The following is a 16,886-nucleotide window of genomic DNA, read 5'->3' on the forward strand; positions in this document are numbered from 1 at the left end:
AGCCCCTGGTGTGATCCGGCTCGCGGCCGTCCGCCGTAGGCTGCGCAGCGTGAGCGCACTGCCGACGCCGGACGAGCCGGTGGTCGCGCCCGAGCGGATGCGGGACGCCGAGCGCACCAAGGCCGACATCCTGGCCGTGGCGACGGCGGAGTTCGCCGACCGCGGCTACGCGGGCGGCCGGGTCAACGAGATCGCCGAGAAGACCAGCACCACCAAGCGGATGATCTACTACTACTTCGGCGGCAAGGAAGGGCTCTACATCGCCGTCCTGGAGCAGGCGTACAGCCGCATCCGCAGCCTCGAGCAGCAGCTCGACGTCGAGCACCTCGACCCGGTCGAGGCGATCCGCGAGCTGGCCGGGCTGACCTTCGACCACCACGAGGCGCACCCCGAGTTCATCCGGCTCGTGGTCAACGAGAACATCCACCGCGCCGAGCACATCGTGCGCTCGGGCGTGCTCTCCGGGCTGGCCAACCCCGCCGTCGACGTGCTCGGCACGATCCTCGACCGCGGCTGGGCGGCCGGCCTGTTCCGCGAGGACGTCGACGCCCTCGACGTGCACCAGATGATCAGCGCCTACTGCGTCTTCCGCACCGCCAACCGGCACACGTTCGGCGCGATCTTCGGCCGCGACATGCTCGACCCGGACCGGCGGGAGCACCAGCGCCGGATGCTCGGTGACGCCGTCGTCGCCTGGCTCACCGCCCGCTGATCCTCGCGGGTAGGCCGGGCGGGCCTCCAGCCGACCCGGCAGGAGCGGTGTGCGTTCGTGGCGGGTTCTGAGCGCAGAACCCGCCACGAACGCACATCACCGGCCGTGTCGTCGAGCGCCGACTCAGCTACCAGCGGCTTCGCACGACCTTGGCTCGTCGGCTTGACACGGTGACGCCGGTCACCTCACCATCTGGTACGTAACCAGTTGGTACATAAGCCCCTGGGACGACGACGGCCCGGAGACCCCGGCCGCGCAGCACGAGCAACGACGCACCGCTGACCGCCCCCCGGCACGATCCTCATCGCTGCCGCCGGCACACCCTGGAGACCGTCATGAGCGCGACCACCGCATCCGGTGGCACCACCGAGCAGCGCTTTCCCGCCAAGGCCGCCCGCGCGAGCTTCGTGGGCAGCATGCTCGAGTACTACGACTTCTTCATCTACGGCTCCGCGGCCGGCCTGGTCTTCCCCAAGGTCTTCTTCCCGGAGAGCAACCCCTCGACGGCCACGCTGCTGTCCCTGGCGACCTTCGGCGTCGCCTACGTGGCCCGCCCGATCGGTGCGGTGATCATCGGGCACTTCGGCGACCGGGTCGGCCGCAAGCGGATGCTCGTGCTGACCCTGCTGCTCATGGGCACCTCGACGTTCCTCATCGGCGCGCTGCCCTCGTACGCCGCGATCGGCATCGCCGCCCCCGTCCTGCTGGTGCTGCTCCGGGTCCTGCAGGGGCTGTCGGCCGCCGGCGAGCAGAGCGGGGCCAACTCGCTGACCCTCGAGCACTCACCGGAGAACAGGCGCGGGTTCTTCACCAGCTTCACCCTCACCGGCACCCAGGCCGGCGCGATCCTCGCCGTCCTCGTCTTCATCCCGGTCGCCAAGCTGCCCGACGACGCCCTGTTCAGCTGGGGCTGGCGGATCCCGTTCTTCCTCTCCGCGATCGTCGTCGCGGTCGGCTACTGGGTCCGGCGGACGCTGCCCGAGGCGCCCGAGTTCACCAAGGTCGAGCAGGCCGACGCCGTCGCCAAGTTGCCGATCGCCGTGCTGTTCCGCGACCACTGGGCGTCGGTGATCCGGGTGATCTTCTGCGCCCTCGTCTCGGTGGTCAGCACGATCTTCGGCACGTGGTCGATCGCCCAGGGCACCACCGTGCTCGGCATGGAGAAGGCGCCGTTCCTGTGGGTCGTGGCGCTGGCCAACGTGATCGCGCTCGGCGCCATCCCGTTCTGGGGCCGGCTGTCGGACCGGATCGGCCGCAAGCCCGTGTTCGTCTTCGGCGCGTTCGGCTCGGCCGCGCTGGCCTTCCCGTTCCTCTGGGCGCTGCAGCAGAAGAACTTCCCGTTGATCTTCCTGTTCGGCCTGCTGCTGTCGGGGATCGTGTACTCCGCGGCGAACGCGACCTGGCCGTCGTTCTACGGCGAGATGTTCGACACCCGGGTGCGCTACTCGGGCATGGCCATCGGCACGCAGATCGGCTTCGCGCTCGGCGGCTTCTCGCCGGCGATCGCGGCCGCCATCGTGGGCGAGGGCAGCAGCGGGTGGATCCCGGTCGCGCTGCTCACCGCCGGCGCGGCCACCGTGGCCGGCCTCTGCGCCCTGACCGCCCGCGAGACGGCGCACGTGCCGACCGCGGAGCTGGGCGGCAAGCCCGCGCAGGAGCTCGAGCGCGCGCTCGCCACCGCGTGAGGCGCTCCCAGGTGCAGACGACGACCGGGCCGGTCTCCGGCCCGGTCGTCGGCGGTGTCCGCAGCTGGCGCGGCATCCCGTACGCCACCGCCGACCGGTTCGGCCCGGCCCGGCCCGCGCCGGCGTGGACGGAGCCGCTCGACGCCGGCCGCCCCGGCCCGGTCGGCGTCCAGTTCCTGCCCGACGGCACGCTCACCGGCACGGAGCAGTGCCTGACGCTCGACGTCCACGCCCCGGCAGAGGCGAGCGGCCCGCTGCCGGTGCTGGTCTGGGTGCACGGCGGCGCCTTCCTCACCGGCGCCGCGGCCGACTACGACGGCTCGTACCTGGCGGCCCACGGTCCCGCCGTCGTGGTCGCCGTCAGCTACCGGTTGGGGCCCTTCGGCTTCCTACAGCTCGGGACGGCGGACCGGCCGGAACCGAGCCCGGCGATGACCGACCTGGTCGCGGCGCTGGACTGGGTGGCGCGCGAGATCGGCGCGTTCGGCGGCGATCCCGACCGGCTCACGCTCATGGGCCAGTCGGCCGGCGCCAGCCTGGTGTGCGCGCTGCTCGCGACCGGGGCCGGACGGCGGGCACGGGCCGTCATCGCGCTGTCCGTCGGCGGCGCACCGGTGTCGCCGGAGGAGTCGGCGGACGTCGCCGGGCGGGTGCTCGCCGAGCTGGACGTCCCCCGCGACGAGCTCTCCGCGGTGCCGGCAGCGTCGGTGATGGCCGCCGCCCGCCGGGTGTCCCGGGCGTCGTCTGCCGTCGGCGGGGCGGTCTTCGCGCCGGTGCTCGACGGGGCCGTCGTCCGGGCGCAGCCTGCGGACCTGGTCGCCTCCGGCGAGCTGCGGGACACCGCGCTGTGGTTCGGCTGGTGCCGCGACGAGATGGCCGGCTTCCTCGCCGGCGGCGCCGGGGTCGCGACGGCAGCCGCCCGCGGACGGCTGGGCGAGGCCGCCTTCGGCCGGCTGCTCGACGTGTACCGGCGCACGGCCGGCGCGGGGGAGGACCCGCTGCAGGCGCTGCTCACCGACGAGATGTGGGTGCGGCCGGTCGAGGACCTGGCCGAGGCCCAGGCGCGGGCGGGTGGCCGGGCGTGGCTGAGCCGGTTCGACCACGCACCGTCGCTGCCCCCGTTCGACGTCCTCGGGCCGTCGCACGGCGCGGACAACGCGTGCCTGTGGGCGCGGCCGCCGCGGTTCGTCGAGCGGCCGCTCCTGCAGCGCCCCGGCGGGGACATGACGCCGGCCGACCTCGCTGTCACCGAGGCGTTGCAGTCGGCGGTGCTGCGCACGGTCACCGAGGGCAGCCCCGGCTGGCGGATCTACGACGCCGACGAGCGGCCGACGCAGCTGTTCGACGCGATCAGCCACGTGCGGTCCGCCCCGTCCGCGGCGCGCTACGACACCTGGAAGAAGTCGAAGGTGACCGAGGTCGGCTGACGGGCGCCGGTACCGACGAACACGTGCGTCATCAGCCGGGCCAGCCGCGGGGACGCCGTCTCGAAGCGCGGCGTGCTGCGGAAGTAGATCCGCGCCGGGTCGACCGGCTCGTCGCGGCGCAGCCGGGCGATGTCCTCGGCCGAGCCGGTCCGCAGGCCGCTGTTGTGCACGGTGACCAGCTCGCCGTCGTCGCTCTCCAGCAGGTAGCGCGCCTCGACCTCGGACTCGGTGTCGCTCCGGATCAGCTGGATGTCGGCACCGCCGGGCAGCACCCGGCCGGTGAACAGCCCGGACACGGTGCCGCCGGTGATCGGCACGACCCGGCGCAGTCCGGAGGTCAGCCGGCCGACCTCGATCGGCGCGGCGACCTCGACCTCGAGGTGCAGGACGTGGACCAGTGCGGGGGCGTCGGGCACATCGCGACTCTAGGGAGGACCATCCCGCCCATGAGCACGCCGACCACCGAGCGGCCGGTGCCGTTCGCCGTCCCGCGGATCGAGGCCGAGCAGCGCCCCGGCGGCCGGCTGGTGATCCGCTCCACCGAGCCGCTGGGCGAGCACCCGGTCAGCGTCGTCCACGCGTTCCGGGCGCACGCCGACGCGCACCCGGACCGGCTGCTGGTGGCCGAGCGCGGGCCGGACGGCGAGTGGGCGAGCTCCACGTGGGGCGAGGTGCGCGCGCAGGCCGACCGGGTGGCGCAGGGGCTGCTCGACCGGCGGCTGACCGGCCGCCCGGTGATGATCCTGTCCGGCAACAGCCGCCTGCACCTGGTCGCCACCCTGGGCGCGCTGACCGTCGGGGTGCCGGTGGTGCCGGTCAGCGTCGCCTACTCGCTGCAGAGCACCGACCACGCCAAGCTGCGCGCGATGGCCGACCTCGTCGAACCCGCCGTCGTCGTGGCAGAAGACGCGACTTTCGCCGCGGCGGTGGCCGCCGTGGCCGAGGGCCGGGAGGTGCTCAGCCGGGACGGCGTGCTGAACCTCGAGACCTTCGGCGCCGACCCCACCGGTGAGGTCGACCGCCGCTGCGCCGCGCTGGAGCGCACCGACATCGCCAAGATCCTCTTCACCTCCGGCTCGACCGGCTCGCCCAAGGGCGTGGTCAACACCCACGGGATGCTCGCGGCCAACCAGCAGCAGATGCGCCAGGTGTGGCCGTTCCTGGACGACGAGCCGCCGGTGCTGCTCGACTGGCTGCCCTGGTCGCACACGTTCGGCGGCAACCACGACCTGAACATGGTGCTGACCTTCGGCGGCTCGCTGTGGATCGACGACGGGCGCCCGGCGCCGCCGCTGATCGGCCGCACCGCGCGCAACCTGCCCGACGTCCGGCCGACGCTCTACTTCAACGTGCCCGCGGGCTGGGCCTCGCTGCTGCCGCTCCTGGAGGACGACGCCGAGCTCGCCCGCGCCTTCCTCGACCGGCTGCGGCTGGGCTTCTTCGCCGCCGCCGCGCTGCCCCAGCAGCTGTGGGACCGGCTGGAGTCGCTCAACGCACGGCACGGCGGGCGGATGCGGATGACCACCTCGTGGGGGCTGACCGAGACCGCGCCCGCCGCCACCTCCGCGCACTACCCGATCACCCGCAGCGACGTGCTCGGCGTACCGCTGCCGGGGGTCGAGATCGCGCTGGTGCCGGTGGGGGAGAAGACCGAGATCCGGGTGAAGGGCCCGAACGTGACCCGGGGCTACCACCGGGCGCCGGAGCTGACCGCCGCGGCGTTCGACGCCGACGGGTTCTTCCGCACCGGTGACGCCGTCGCGCTCGCCGACCCCGACGACGTCGCCGCCGGGCTGGTGTTCCGCGGCCGGATCGCTGAGGACTTCAAGCTCGCCACCGGCACCTTCGTCTCCGTCGGCACGCTGCGGCCCCGGCTGCTGTCGGCGTCGGCCGGGCTGCTGTCCGACGCGGTGCCGTGCGGCGCCGACGGCGACTGCGTGACGGCGATGGTGTGGCTCGCGCCCGCCCACGCCGGCCGGGTCGACGCGGACGGCGTGCCGGAGCAGTCGCTGCGGGCAGAGTTGACCGCGACGATGCAGCGGCTGGCCGACGAGGGCGGCGGCTCCTCGCAGCACGTCGAGCGGCTGCTGGTGCTCACCGAGCCGCCGCAGCTCGACGCCGGGGAGATCACCGACAAGGGCTACGTCAACCAGGCCGCCGTCCGCGACCGCCGGGCCGACCTCGCCGCGCAGCTGTCCGCCGACCCCCTTCCGCGACGGGTCGTGCGCCGCGTCGTGGGCTGACCGGGCCGCGCAGGGGTAGTGGCCGGGGATGGACGTCGTCGCCGCGGCCTTCAGCGAGCCCACCGGCCAGGGCTGGGTGCAGATCACCGAGCTGCTCGTGGCCTTCGTGCTGTCTTCGCTCATCGGTCTGGAACGGCAGCTGCGGGGCAAGAGCGCGGGGCTGCGCACCCAGGCCATCGTGGGCACGGCCTCGGCGCTGTTCCTGCTGGTGAGCAAGTACGGCTTCACCGACGTGCTGACCAGCGACCGGGTCGTGCTGGACCCGTCCCGCGTGGCCGCGCAGATCGTGTCGGGCATCGGATTCCTGGGGGCGGGGCTGATCATCACCCGCCGGGGCACGGCGAGAGGCCTGACCACCGCCGCCGCCGTCTGGGAGACCGCGGCGATCGGGATGGCCGCCGGCGCGGGGCTGCCGCTCCTGGCCGTGGTGGTCACGGTCCTGCACTTCGTCGTCGTCCTCGGCTACACCTGGGTCGCCGGGCGGTTGCCGTCGGCCGGACGCGACAGCGTCCGGCTCCGGGTCGCCTACGCCGACCAGCAGGGGGTGCTGCGGGCCATGCTGGCCGAGTGCACCCGGCGCAACTGGGTGGTCCACGACCTCGCCGTCGACGACCGGCAGGACGACGGCGTCGCCGACCTGCTGGACGGCGACGGCCACCGCGGTCGGGGAGTGGCCGTCACCCTCGGTCTGAGCGGCCCCGACGTCACCGCGGCGGCCGGCGTGCTCGGCAGCACCACGGGCGTGCTGCAGGTCTCCCGCGCCGAGGAGGAGACCGAGTAGCGGCGGATCAGGCCCGGACGAAGTCCAGCGGCACCGAACGGGTGCCCCACTCGGCCCAGATGGCCATCTCCGGCTCGCCGGCCAGCCGGAACGTGGCGCTGCGGGCCAGCGCCTCCTCCAGGGTGATCCGGAACATCATCCGCGCCAGCGGGGCGCCGGGGCAGCTGTGCGTGCCGCGGCCGAACGAGATGTGCGAGGCGATGTTCTCCCGGTCCAGCACGAAGGACTCGCCGTCGGGGAAGACCCGCTCGTCGCGGTTGGCCGAGGTGTAGACCAGCGCGATCGGGTCGTCCTTGCGGATCAGCTGCCCGGACAGGACGACGTCCTCGCGGGCGGTGCGGGCCATGCCCCGGTACGGCGAGTACAGCCGCAGGAACTCCTCGACCGCAGCCGGGATCAGCGCCGGGTCCCGGCGCAGCCGGTCCTGCAGCTCGGGGTCGCGCGACAGGTGCACGAACATGTTCCCGATGAAGACGCTGGGCGCGACCATCCCGGTCACGATCAGCTGCCGCACGCAGCCGAGCACCATGTCCGCCGGCAGCGGGCCGCCCTGGTACTCCGACGCCAGAAGCGCCGCGGTGAGGTCCTCGGCCGGGTCGTAGCCGCCGCCCTTGCGCTCGTCGATGATCTGCTGCGCGATCTCGTAGAGCCGCCGGCTCAGCTTCTTGACCACCTCGTGGTCGAGCACCTGGATGGCGTCGACGTAGGTGCCGCTGACCGTCTTGATCTCCTCCGACACCTCCACGTTGAGGTTGAAGAACTCGGCGAAGACGTGCGCGGGCAGCTTGTGCGCGTACTGCTTGCAGACGTCGACCCAGCGCGCGTCGACCAGCGGGTCGAGCAGCTCGACGGCGGCCGCGCGCACCTTCGGCTCCATCGCCCGCATCTTCGGCGGGGTGAAGAAGGAGTTGATCACCCGCCGGTAGGCCATGTGCTCCGGCGGGTCCAGGTGCAGCGGCGGGCGGACGCCGGTGAAGGCGAACTTGGGGATGGCGTTCTGCTTTGACGTCGTGAAGTGCTCGATGTCGGTGATCACCGACAGGACCTCGTCGTAGCCCAGCGCGGCCCAGAAACCGCCGTACTCCTGGCTGCGGGCGATCGGGCAGCGGGGGCGCAGCTCGGCGAACTCCTCGTGCGCGCTGGTGAAGGTCTCGCCCGGGCGCACCGGGTCGAAGTCGTTGTCAGCGCGGCGAGCGTCGTCCGGGGTCATGGGGAGCAGTAGACCCGATTCTCGACATTTTCGCCAGACTGTTGACGGCAGTCATGGATTCGGCAAACATGGGCCGCGACGCGAACCCGTGACCGGGGTCACCGTTCCGACACCCGGCAGTGTGCATTCCCGCACGAAGATCCAGCTCGCACGACGCGCACAGAGAGACAGGTCGACGCGATGACGTCCGACAGGCCCACCGCATCCACGACGCCGGTCGTGGAGGTGAAGAACGTCGTCAAGCGCTTCCGGCGCGAGAGCGGGGCCGTGGTCAACGCGATCGACGACGTCTCGTTCGAGGTCCCGCCCGGCGACTTCGTCGTCCTGCTGGGGCCCAGCGGGTGCGGGAAGACGACGCTGCTGCGGAGCATCGCCGGCCTCGAGACGCCCGACGAGGGCGCGATCTCGATCGGCGGACGGACCGTCTACTCGTCGGCCGAGCGGATCGAGGTCGCCCCCGAGCGCCGCGACATCAGCATGATCTTCCAGTCCTACGCGCTGTGGCCGCACATGACGGCGTTCAAGAACGTCGCCTACCCGCTGCAGAGCCGGCGCGGCCGCAAGGTGGCCAAGGACGAGGTCGCCCGGCGCGTGCGGCAGGCGCTGGAGCTGGTCGGCGTAGGCGACCTCGAGAAGCAGTACCCGGGGCAGATGAGCGGCGGCCAGCAGCAGCGCATCGCCCTGGCCCGGGCGCTGGTGAGCAACGACGAGCTGGTGCTCTTCGACGAGCCGCTGTCCAACGTCGACGCGAAGGTCCGCGAGCAGCTGCGCTTCGAGCTGGTGTCGATGCAGCGGGAGCTCGGCTTCTCCGCCCTGTTCGTCACCCACGACCAGACCGAGGCCATGGAGCTGGCGCACCGGATCGCGGTGCTCGACAGCGGCCGGATCGCCCAGCTGGGCACCCCGCAGGAGATCTACCACCGACCGGCCACGCGCTACGTCGCCAGGTTCATCGGCGCCATCAACGAGGTCGTCGGAACGGTCGCCGGGGTCGACGGCGACGGCGTCGTCGTCGACACGCCCTACGGCAGGTTCGTCGGGACGACGGGCGGCCGGCGGTTCGCCGTCGGCGACCGGGCGGCCGCGATGTGGCGGCCCGAGCGCGGGCTGCTGACCCGCGACGAGCCGCAGACGGTGAACCGGTGGCCCGGCCGGGTCAAGGCGCCGCTGTTCGTCGGCTCGCACACCGAGTACGTGGTGAGCGTGGGGACGTCGGAGACCGAGGTCCGGCTGTGGAGCCCGCGGTCGGACCTGGTCGCCGCCGACTCCGCGGCCTGGGTCTCGGTCCACCCGGACGACGTGCTGGTGCTGCCGGTCGACGGGGCGACCGAGCCCGCCGCCCAGACCGCGACCGCGCCGTCCGCTCCCGCGATGGTGCCGGCGTCGTGACCACCGCCAACGCCCTCGTCGGCGACCGCGCCCCGGCCCGCGCCCGGCGCCGCTTCCGGCGCCCCAGCGCCTTCGACGCGGTGACCCTGGTGATCGCCGCGGTGCTCATCGCGATCGTCGTCGTCCCGCTCGGCCGGGTGCTGGTCCGGCTGTTCTGGGTCGACGGTTCGTTCACCCTGGCGCCGATCCGCCGCACGCTCGCCATACCGGACCTGGGCAAGCTGCTGCTCGACACCGCCATCCTGGTGATCGCCAGCGCGCTGCTGGCGTTCGTCATCGGGGTCACCCTGGCCTGGCTGAACGAGCGCACCAACGCCCGCATGGGTCTGCTCACCGACGCCCTGCCGTTGCTGCCGTTCCTGCTGCCGCCGGTGGCCGGCGCCGTGGGCTGGACGATGCTGCTCTCGCCGCGCGCCGGGCTGCTCAACAGCTGGATCCGCGACGCCCTGGGCTGGTTCGGCGTCGACCTGCGCGAGGGCCCGTTCGACATCAACTCCTGGTACGGGCTGATCATGGTGATGGCGTTCTACGCCGTCCCGTTCGTCTTCATGAACGCCTCGGCCGGCCTGCGCAACCTCGACCCGGCGCTGGAGGAGGCCTCGCGGCTGTCCGGTGCCGGCACCTTCCGCACGCTGCGCAAGGTGACCCTGCCGGCGGTCGCGCCGAGCCTCGGGGCAGGGTTCCTGCTGGCGGTCTGGTTCGGCGTCGGCATGTTCTCGATCCCGGCGATCATCGGCACGCCGGCGAACATCGACGTCATCTCGGTGCGCATCGTCGAGCTGCTCACCTTCACCTTCCCGCCGCAGACCGACGTCGCCATCGGCCTGTCCGGGTTCGTCGTGATCTTCGTCGGGCTGGCCTACTGGCTGCAGCTGCGCATCCTGCGGCGCGGCCGCTACGCCACGGTGGCCGGCAAGGGTGCCCGCGCCAAGACGATCGACCTGAAGGCCTGGAAGTGGCCGGCCCGCGTGCTCGTGCTCGGCTACGTCATCGTCTCGACGATCCTGCCGATCGTCGCCCTCGTCCTGGTCTCGCTCAACGGCTTCTGGACGCCGCACATCCGCTGGGCGAACCTGAGCTTCGCCGCCGTCTCCAAGGCCGTCTTCGAGGACGAGACCACCCTGCACGCGCTGCTCAACAGCCTGGGTCTCGGCCTGGTCGGCGGCGTCATCGGGATGTTCGGCGCGGCGATGATCGCCCTCTACGTCGCCCGCCGGCGCACCGCGCTGAGCAAGGGCATCGACGTGGCGATCAAGCTGCCCGCCGCCATCTCCAACATGGTGATCGCGGTCGGCATCCTGCTGCTGCTCGCCGGGGCGCCGTTCCACCTGACCGGCACGCTGCTGATCCTGCTGATCGGCTACCTGGCGCTGGAGCTGCCGCAGGCCTCCATCGCCGCCGACGCGGCGGTCAGCGGCGTCGGCAAGGAGCTCCCGGAGGCGTCGTCGATCTCGGGCGCCCGGCAGTTCCGCACCTTCCGCAAGGTGTACGTGCCGCTGATGCTGCCCGGCCTGGTCGCCGGCTGGGCGCTGCTGTTCATCCGGATCGTCGGTGACCTGACCGCCTCGGCGATCCTGGCCGGCACGGCCAACCCGGTGGTCGGCTTCCGCATCCTCGAGGTGTTCACCAGCGGCTCGTTCGCGCTGCTGGCCTCGCTGTCCACGGTGCTGGTGATCATCACGGCCACGGTGCTGGTCGTCGTCCTGGCCTACACCCGGCGCAAGTCCAAGCTGGGCGTGAGCGCCCGGGTCGGCGGGGTCTGATGGCCAGCCCGGTGCTGGCCGACGAGGCCGACCTCTACGCATCCGAGCCGGGCCTCCGGCCGGAGAGCCTGCTGCTGACGTTCTTCGGGGCCCACGTCCTGGGCCGGCCGGTGATGGTCGCCTCGGCGAGCGTCCTCGACGTCATGGAGCGGGTCGGCGTCTCGCCGCACGCCACGCGCTCGGCGCTGGGCAGGATGGTCAAGAAGGGCCTGCTGGTCAGCGAGCGCCAGGGGCGGCCGGTGTACTTCGGCCTCACCCCCCGCTCGGCCGAGGTGCTCAACGACGGCGCCGTGCGCATCTGGCGCAGCGGGGCGGTCAACCGGCACTGGGACGGCCGCTGGACGCTGCTGAGCTTCTCGCTGCCCGAGTCGTGGCAGCGGCAGCGGCACGAGCTGCGCTCGCGGCTGCTGTGGGCCGGGTTCGGCTCGCTGCAGGGCGGGCTGTGGGTCGCCCCGGCCACCGTCGACGTCGAGCACCTGCTCGAGGAGCTCGAGGCCGCCGAGCACGTGCGGGCCTTCCTCGCCTTCCCGGCGACCGGCACCGACGTCTCGGCCATGGTCGCCGACGCCTGGGACCTGCCCGCGCTCGCCGAGCGCTACGAGACGTTCATCGAGCGGTGGGACGGCGGGATCGCCGACCGGACCCACACCGACCCGCTCGGCCGCCAGCTGGCGCTGGAGGCGGAGTGGCTGCGCGCGATCCGCACCGATCCGCGGCTGCCGGTCGACCTGCTGCCCGCACCCTGGCCGGCCGAGCGGGCGCAGGAGCTGTTCCACCGGCTGCACGCCGAGGTCGAGGTGCAGGCCCGGGCGATCGCCGCCGAGCTGCTGCAGACCATCCCGGTGCCGGTCCGATGAGCGACTTCGACCCCCTGGCCTCGGACGCGCCGGACGACGCCCTGGCGACCTATGCGGAGCTGCGGGAGCGGTGCCCGGTCGCGCACACCGACGCCTACGGCGGCTTCTGGGCGCTCACCCGGTACGCCGACGTGGCCGCGGCGGCGGCGGACTCCCGGACCTTCATCTCCTCCGTGAAGGCCGTCGTCCCGAGCGACCCGCGGGGCCTGCGCCGTCCGCCGCTGAACTTCGACGCGCCGGCGCACACGCCCTACCGCAAGGCGCTGGACCGCACCCTGCAGCGGGCCCGCATCGCGGTGCTCGAGCCGCGGCTGCGCGCGCACGCCGCCCGCGTCCTGGCGCCGATGGTCGAGCGCGGGCACGGCGACGTCGCCCAGGAGTTCGGCGCCACGTTCCCGGCGTGGGTGACCACCGAGTGGCTCAACCTGCCCGACGACGTCGCGCCGCGGCTGGCCGAGACCGCGGCCGCCTGGGTCCGCGCCTGGCGCCGGATGGACGGTCCGGTCGTCACCGAGATGAGCGAGCGGATGTACGGCATCGCCCGCGACCTCGTCCGCGACCGGCGCGAGAGCCCGCTGCCGGTGGAGGAGGACCCGGCCAGCTCGCTGCTCGCCGAGCGCCTCGACGGGCAGCCGCTGGACGAGGAGCACCTCGTCGGCGCCCTGCGGCAGAGCCTGGTGGTCGGGATGGTCGCGCCGCCGATCCTGCTCGGCTCGATCGCCGTGCACCTCTCCCGCGACCAGGAGCTGCAGAGCCGGCTGCGGGCGCAGCCCGAGCTGGTGCCCGCCGCGGTCGAGGAGTTCCTCCGCCTGCACACTCCCTACCGCGGGTTCGCCCGCACGGTGGCCGACGACGTCGAGCTGCACGGCCGCCGGATCCGACCGACCGAGCCGGTGACCCTGGTCTACGCCTCGGCCAACCGGGACGCCGAGCAGTTCCCCGACCCGGACGCGTTCGTGCTGGACCGGCCCAACATCGCCACCCACCTCGCGTTCGGCCGCGGCCGGCACCGCTGTGCCGGCATGCCGCTGGCGCGGCTCATGGTCCTGATCGCCCTGCAGGAGCTGCTGGCGGCCACGACCGGATTCGAGATCGACGGCCCGCTGGAGGGTGCCCGGATGCCCGAGATCGGCTACGTGTCGGTGCCCCTGCGGATCACCGGAGCGGCGGCGTGAGCGGGCAGCGGCCGCTGGCGGGCATGGTCGTGCTCGACCTGACCAACGCGCTGGCCGGCCCGTACGCGACGCTGCTGCTCGCGGGCCTGGGCGCTCGAGTCATCAAGATCGAGAACCCGCACCGCGGCGGCGACCCGGCGCGCAACAACTCGCCGTACGTCACCGACGAGGGCCTCGCCGTCCGCCGGAGCACCCCGGAGGACATGTCGGTCTCGATGCTGGTCCGCGGCCGCGGCAAGGAGAGCATCACCCTCGACCTGCGCGACGAGCGCGGCCGCGAGGTGCTCGCCGACCTGGTGCGCCGCGCCGACATCCTGGTCGAGAACTACAGCGCCGGCGTGACCGCGCGGCTGGGTATCGACGCCGCGTGGGCGCACGGGCTCAACCCGCGGCTGGTCTACACGTCGATCAGCGGGTTCGGCGCCGACGGCGGCCCCGGCACCGGCAAGGCCATGGACACGATCGTCCAGGCCCTGTCCGGCGTGATGATGACCTCGGGCGCGCCGGGGGAGCCGCCGGTGCGCCTCGGCCTGCCGATCGCCGACCTGCTGGCCCCCCTGTACGCGGTGATCGGCACGGTGTCGGCGGTGCTGCAGGCGCAGCGGACCGGCGCCGGCCAGCACGTCGACGTCTCGATGCTGGGGGCGCTCACGTCGCTGGTCGCCTGCGAGCCGTTCGACGCCTTCGAGCAGATCGGCCTGCCGCTGCGCACCGGCGCGACCGTGCCGCGGCTCGCGCCGTTCGGCACCTTCCAGGCCAAGGACGGCTGGTTCGCGCTGTGCGCGCCGGTCGACCCGTTCGCCCACGGCGTCCTGCGCGCCATCGGCCGGGAGGACCTGGTGGACGACGCCCGGTTCGCCGGCCGGGACGGCCGGGTCGCGCACGCCGACGAGCTGCACGGGCTGATCTCCGACTGGGCCGCGGGCCGCACGGTGGCCGAGGCGGTCGCCGTCCTCGACGCGCAGGGCGCACCGGCGGCGGAGGTGCGCGATCCGAGCGCCGCCGTCCGCGATCCGCTGGTGCTGGCCCGCGGCGAGGTGGTCCGGCTGACCGAGGGCGGCGGCACCGAGCTGTACGGCACCGGCGTGCCGATCGTCTTCTCCGGCAGCCCGTCGACCCTCGACGGCCCGGCGCCGCAGCTGGGCGAGCACTCCCGGTCGGTGCTGCAGGAGCTCTGCGGCTACGCCGACGAGCGCATCGAGGCGCTGGTCGACGCGGGGGTGGTCTGAGTGACCGCCCTCGACCGCCTGGCCGAGCTGTACGCCGCGCGGCCCGACCACGTCCGCGCCCTCGGCCGTCCCGTGGTCGGGGTCGTCGGCGCGGACGTGCCCCCGGAGCTGGTCGAGGCGGCCGGGGCGGTGGCCTACCGGCTGCACGGCTCGCCCGACCACGTCTCGCCCGAGGCGCGGGAGATCCTCGGCGCCGCTCTGGACCCGGTCGCCCACTCGGTGCTGACCCGCCTGCTGGACGGCTCCCTGGCGTTCCTCACCGGGGTGGTCGTCTCGCGCGACTCGCAGGCCTCGCTCCAGCTGTTCTACGCGCTGCGCGAGCTGCGCCGGCTCGAGCCGGCCCGCGGGCTGCCGCCGGTGGTGCTGCTCGACCTGCTCCACCTGCCCACCGAGCACACCGCCCGCTACGACGAGGCCCGTCTCGAGCAGCTGGCCGGCACCCTCGCCGGCTGGACCGGCACCGAGCCGACGCCGGACCGGCTGGCCGCCGCCGTGCGGTCGGTCGCCGGCGTCCGGGCCCTGCTCCGGCAGATCAGCGCCGCGCGGTGCTCCGGCACCGCGGCTCTGCACGCGGTGGGGGTGGCGACGGCGCTGCCGTCCGCCGACGTCGTCCCGCTGCTCGAGCAGCTGCTGGCGGAGTCGGCGGAGGTCCCGGGCGGGCGACGGGTGTTCCTCACCGGCAGCGGCCAGGACACCGACGAGCTGTACCGGGTGCTCGAGGGCGAGCTCGGCTGCCTGGTGGCGGGGGAGGACCACGGCTGGAGCGCCGCCGCGCTGCCCGCAGACCCGGCGACCCCGGACCTCGAGGGCCTGGCGCGTTCCTACCGCGACCGCGGTCCGGCCGCCCCGACGGCGTCGATCGCCGACCGGGCCGCGGTCACCGCCGAGCGCGTCCGCGACGCCCGGGCCGACCTGCTGCTCGCCGTCGTCCGCGAGCACGACGAGGCCCCCGCGTGGGACTTCCCTGCTCAGGCGGCCGCGGTCGACGTGCCCGCCGCGCTGCTGGCCCGGCAGCCGTACCGGATCGCGACCGACGAGCTGCAGGACGCGCTCGCCCAGCCGATCGGCAGCCGCTCGTGACCCGGCTCGGGGCGGCGGCTGCCGCGACGGCGTACCAGAAGGAGTGGTTCGCGGGGATCCGTGCGCGGGCCGCGGCCGGCGAACCGCTCGTGCTGGTCAACGCCGACGCGCCGCAGGAACTGCTGCGGGCGATGGACCTCCCGTACGTGGTCAACCAGTGGTGGGCGTCGGTGGTGGCGGCCAAGCAGCGCGCCGACGACGCCCTGCAGATGCTGCGCGACCGCGGCTACCCGGACTACAGCCGGCAGTACGACGCGATCTCGCTCGGCTCGCTGTCGCTGCAGGACCCGCCGTGGGGCGGCCTGCCGCAGCCCACCGTCGTCCTGGCGGAGAACAGCGGCGACGCGGCCCGCAAGGTGTTCGACCTCTGGGCCGAGCTGCCCGGCACCGACTTCTACCCGCTGGAGCGCTCCTCGGCCGTCGAGGCGCCGCCGCGGTGGTGGGAGCTCGTGCCGCACCGCTGGGAGGAGGCGTTCGGGGCCGAGCGCATCGACCTGCTCGCCGGGGAGATCACCGATCTGGCCGGCTACCTGACCGAGCGCACCGGGCGCGTCCTCGACCTCGACCGGCTGGGCGCGGTCATGGAGCTGGTCAACGAGCAGGCCGAGTGGAACCGGCGCACCCGCGACCTCATCGCCGCCGCCCGGCCCACCCCGGTGCGGGTCGGCGACACCATCCCGGCGGTCATGGTCCCGCAGTGGCACCGCGGCACCGAGTGGGGCCGTGACGCCGCCCGCCGGCTGCACGACGAGGTCGCCGGGCTGGTCGAGCAGGGCGCGGCCGTCGTCCCCGACGAGCGGCTGCGGCTGATGTGGCTCGGCCGCGGCCTCTGGTACGACCTCGGCCTCTACCGCCGGTTCGAGGAGCGCTACGGCGCCGTCTTCGTCTGGTCGATGTACCTGGCGATCGCCGCCGACGGCTACGCCCGCTACGGCACCGACCCGGTGCGCGCGCTGGCCGCCCGCTTCGCCGGGCTCACCGACCAGCTGTACACGCCCCCGTGGAGCACCGACTGGTACGTCAAGGAGGCGCAGGCCCACGGTGTGGACGGCGTCGTCCACCTGGTCGCCGACGACGTCCCGGGCAGCTGGTTCACCACCAAGGCGCTCGAGGACGCCGGCATCCCGGTGCTCGAGATCCACGCCAGCAACGCCGACCCCCGCACCGGTGGACCCGACCGCATCGACCGGGCGGTGAGCGGGTTCATCGAGCAGCGACTGCTCTCCCGCGAAGGGAGGGGGCCCCTGCGCGCCGCCGGACGCTCCCGCTGACGACCCCCACGCACTGACCTCGCATCGCACAGACCGCGGCACCCGCCGCGAGAGGAAGGAACGA

General features: G+C 73.6%; 14 protein-coding genes. 12 read left to right on the forward strand and 2 right to left on the reverse strand.

Annotation, left to right across the window (positions count from 1 at the left end):
- Nucleotides 1–49 precede the first annotated feature (49 nt).
- The 3 genes from GGQ55_RS18245 to GGQ55_RS18255 all read left to right on the forward strand — a co-directional run bounded on the left by GGQ55_RS18245 (nucleotide 50) and on the right by GGQ55_RS18255 (nucleotide 3,824).
- The gene (locus tag GGQ55_RS18245; protein WP_366489652.1) at nucleotides 50–712 is read left to right on the forward strand and encodes a TetR/AcrR family transcriptional regulator; all 663 of its coding nucleotides are present in this window, start codon (nucleotides 50–52) and stop codon (nucleotides 710–712) included.
- Between the two features lie 335 nt (nucleotides 713–1,047).
- A complete protein-coding gene (locus GGQ55_RS18250; protein ID WP_179719132.1) occupies nucleotides 1,048–2,397 on the forward strand; it encodes an MFS transporter in 1,350 nt (449 codons plus the stop codon).
- Nucleotides 2,394–3,824 (forward strand): carboxylesterase family protein, encoded by a 1,431-nt coding sequence (locus GGQ55_RS18255; RefSeq protein WP_179719134.1) that lies wholly within the window; start codon nucleotides 2,394–2,396, stop codon nucleotides 3,822–3,824. The genes GGQ55_RS18250 and GGQ55_RS18255 overlap by 4 nt, the downstream gene beginning before the upstream one ends.
- Here the strand turns inward: GGQ55_RS18255 and GGQ55_RS18260 are convergent.
- Nucleotides 3,782–4,240: a DUF3237 domain-containing protein gene (locus tag GGQ55_RS18260; RefSeq protein ID WP_179719136.1), complete on the reverse strand. Its 459-nt coding sequence runs from the start codon at nucleotides 4,238–4,240 to the stop codon at nucleotides 3,782–3,784. The two genes, GGQ55_RS18255 and GGQ55_RS18260, sit on opposite strands and share 43 nt — an antisense overlap.
- A gap of 30 nt (nucleotides 4,241–4,270) precedes the next feature.
- Between GGQ55_RS18260 and GGQ55_RS18265 the strand changes: the two genes are divergently transcribed.
- Nucleotides 4,271–6,067: an AMP-binding protein gene (locus GGQ55_RS18265; protein ID WP_179719138.1), complete on the forward strand. Its 1,797-nt coding sequence runs from the start codon at nucleotides 4,271–4,273 to the stop codon at nucleotides 6,065–6,067.
- Nucleotides 6,068–6,095: 28 nt separating this feature from the next.
- Nucleotides 6,096–6,848 (forward strand): MgtC/SapB family protein, encoded by a 753-nt coding sequence (locus GGQ55_RS18270; protein ID WP_179719140.1) that lies wholly within the window; start codon nucleotides 6,096–6,098, stop codon nucleotides 6,846–6,848.
- A 7-nt stretch (nucleotides 6,849–6,855) separates the two neighbouring features.
- Here the strand turns inward: GGQ55_RS18270 and GGQ55_RS18275 are convergent, their stop codons facing one another.
- Nucleotides 6,856–8,058 carry a cytochrome P450 gene (locus GGQ55_RS18275; RefSeq protein WP_179719142.1) on the reverse strand — a complete coding sequence of 401 codons (1,203 nt, stop codon included), beginning with the start codon at nucleotides 8,056–8,058 and terminating at the stop codon, nucleotides 6,856–6,858.
- Nucleotides 8,059–8,238: 180 nt separating this feature from the next.
- On the opposite strand from GGQ55_RS18275, the gene GGQ55_RS18280 reads away from it, so the two are divergent.
- The 7 genes from GGQ55_RS18280 to GGQ55_RS18310 are packed head-to-tail and all read left to right on the forward strand — an operon-like array spanning nucleotide 8,239 to nucleotide 16,822.
- Entirely contained in the window at nucleotides 8,239–9,447 is a 1,209-nt protein-coding gene (locus GGQ55_RS18280; protein WP_179719144.1) for an ABC transporter ATP-binding protein, read from the forward strand.
- Entirely contained in the window at nucleotides 9,444–11,210 is a 1,767-nt protein-coding gene (locus GGQ55_RS18285; protein ID WP_179719146.1) for an ABC transporter permease, read from the forward strand. Before GGQ55_RS18280 ends, GGQ55_RS18285 begins: the two co-directional genes overlap by 4 nt.
- Nucleotides 11,210–12,067, forward strand: coding sequence for a PaaX family transcriptional regulator (locus GGQ55_RS18290; protein ID WP_179719148.1), 858 nt, complete (start codon nucleotides 11,210–11,212; stop codon nucleotides 12,065–12,067). The genes GGQ55_RS18285 and GGQ55_RS18290 overlap by 1 nt, the downstream gene beginning before the upstream one ends.
- Nucleotides 12,064–13,242 carry a cytochrome P450 gene (locus tag GGQ55_RS18295; protein WP_179719150.1) on the forward strand — a complete coding sequence of 393 codons (1,179 nt, stop codon included), beginning with the start codon at nucleotides 12,064–12,066 and terminating at the stop codon, nucleotides 13,240–13,242. Before GGQ55_RS18290 ends, GGQ55_RS18295 begins: the two co-directional genes overlap by 4 nt.
- On the forward strand, nucleotides 13,239–14,471 hold the full coding sequence (locus tag GGQ55_RS18300; RefSeq protein ID WP_218859336.1) for a CaiB/BaiF CoA transferase family protein: 1,233 nt from the start codon (nucleotides 13,239–13,241) through the stop codon (nucleotides 14,469–14,471). Before GGQ55_RS18295 ends, GGQ55_RS18300 begins: the two co-directional genes overlap by 4 nt.
- On the forward strand, nucleotides 14,472–15,551 hold the full coding sequence (locus GGQ55_RS18305; protein ID WP_218859337.1) for a 2-hydroxyacyl-CoA dehydratase: 1,080 nt from the start codon (nucleotides 14,472–14,474) through the stop codon (nucleotides 15,549–15,551).
- Nucleotides 15,548–16,822: a 2-hydroxyacyl-CoA dehydratase gene (locus tag GGQ55_RS18310; RefSeq protein WP_179719152.1), complete on the forward strand. Its 1,275-nt coding sequence runs from the start codon at nucleotides 15,548–15,550 to the stop codon at nucleotides 16,820–16,822. Before GGQ55_RS18305 ends, GGQ55_RS18310 begins: the two co-directional genes overlap by 4 nt.
- Nucleotides 16,823–16,886: the final 64 nt, after the last annotated feature.

It is taken from the genome of Petropleomorpha daqingensis, from assembly GCF_013408985.1.
Lineage (GTDB): Bacteria > Actinomycetota > Actinomycetes > Mycobacteriales > Geodermatophilaceae > Petropleomorpha > Petropleomorpha daqingensis.

Bases quoted from the DNA above. Each gene is read 5' to 3' on its own strand.
- GGQ55_RS18250 (WP_179719132.1), top strand. From the start codon at position 1,048: ATGAGCGCGACCACCGCATCCGGTGGCACCACCGAGCAGCGCTTTCCC.
- GGQ55_RS18270 (WP_179719140.1), top strand. From the start codon at position 6,096: ATGGACGTCGTCGCCGCGGCCTTCAGCGAGCCCACCGGCCAGGGCTGG.
- GGQ55_RS18280 (WP_179719144.1), top strand. From the start codon at position 8,239: ATGACGTCCGACAGGCCCACCGCATCCACGACGCCGGTCGTGGAGGTG.
- GGQ55_RS18295 (WP_179719150.1), top strand. From the start codon at position 12,064: ATGAGCGACTTCGACCCCCTGGCCTCGGACGCGCCGGACGACGCCCTG.
- GGQ55_RS18265 (WP_179719138.1), top strand. From the start codon at position 4,271: ATGAGCACGCCGACCACCGAGCGGCCGGTGCCGTTCGCCGTCCCGCGG.
- GGQ55_RS18290 (WP_179719148.1), top strand. From the start codon at position 11,210: ATGGCCAGCCCGGTGCTGGCCGACGAGGCCGACCTCTACGCATCCGAG.
- GGQ55_RS18275 (WP_179719142.1), bottom strand. From the start codon at position 8,058: ATGACCCCGGACGACGCTCGCCGCGCTGACAACGACTTCGACCCGGTG.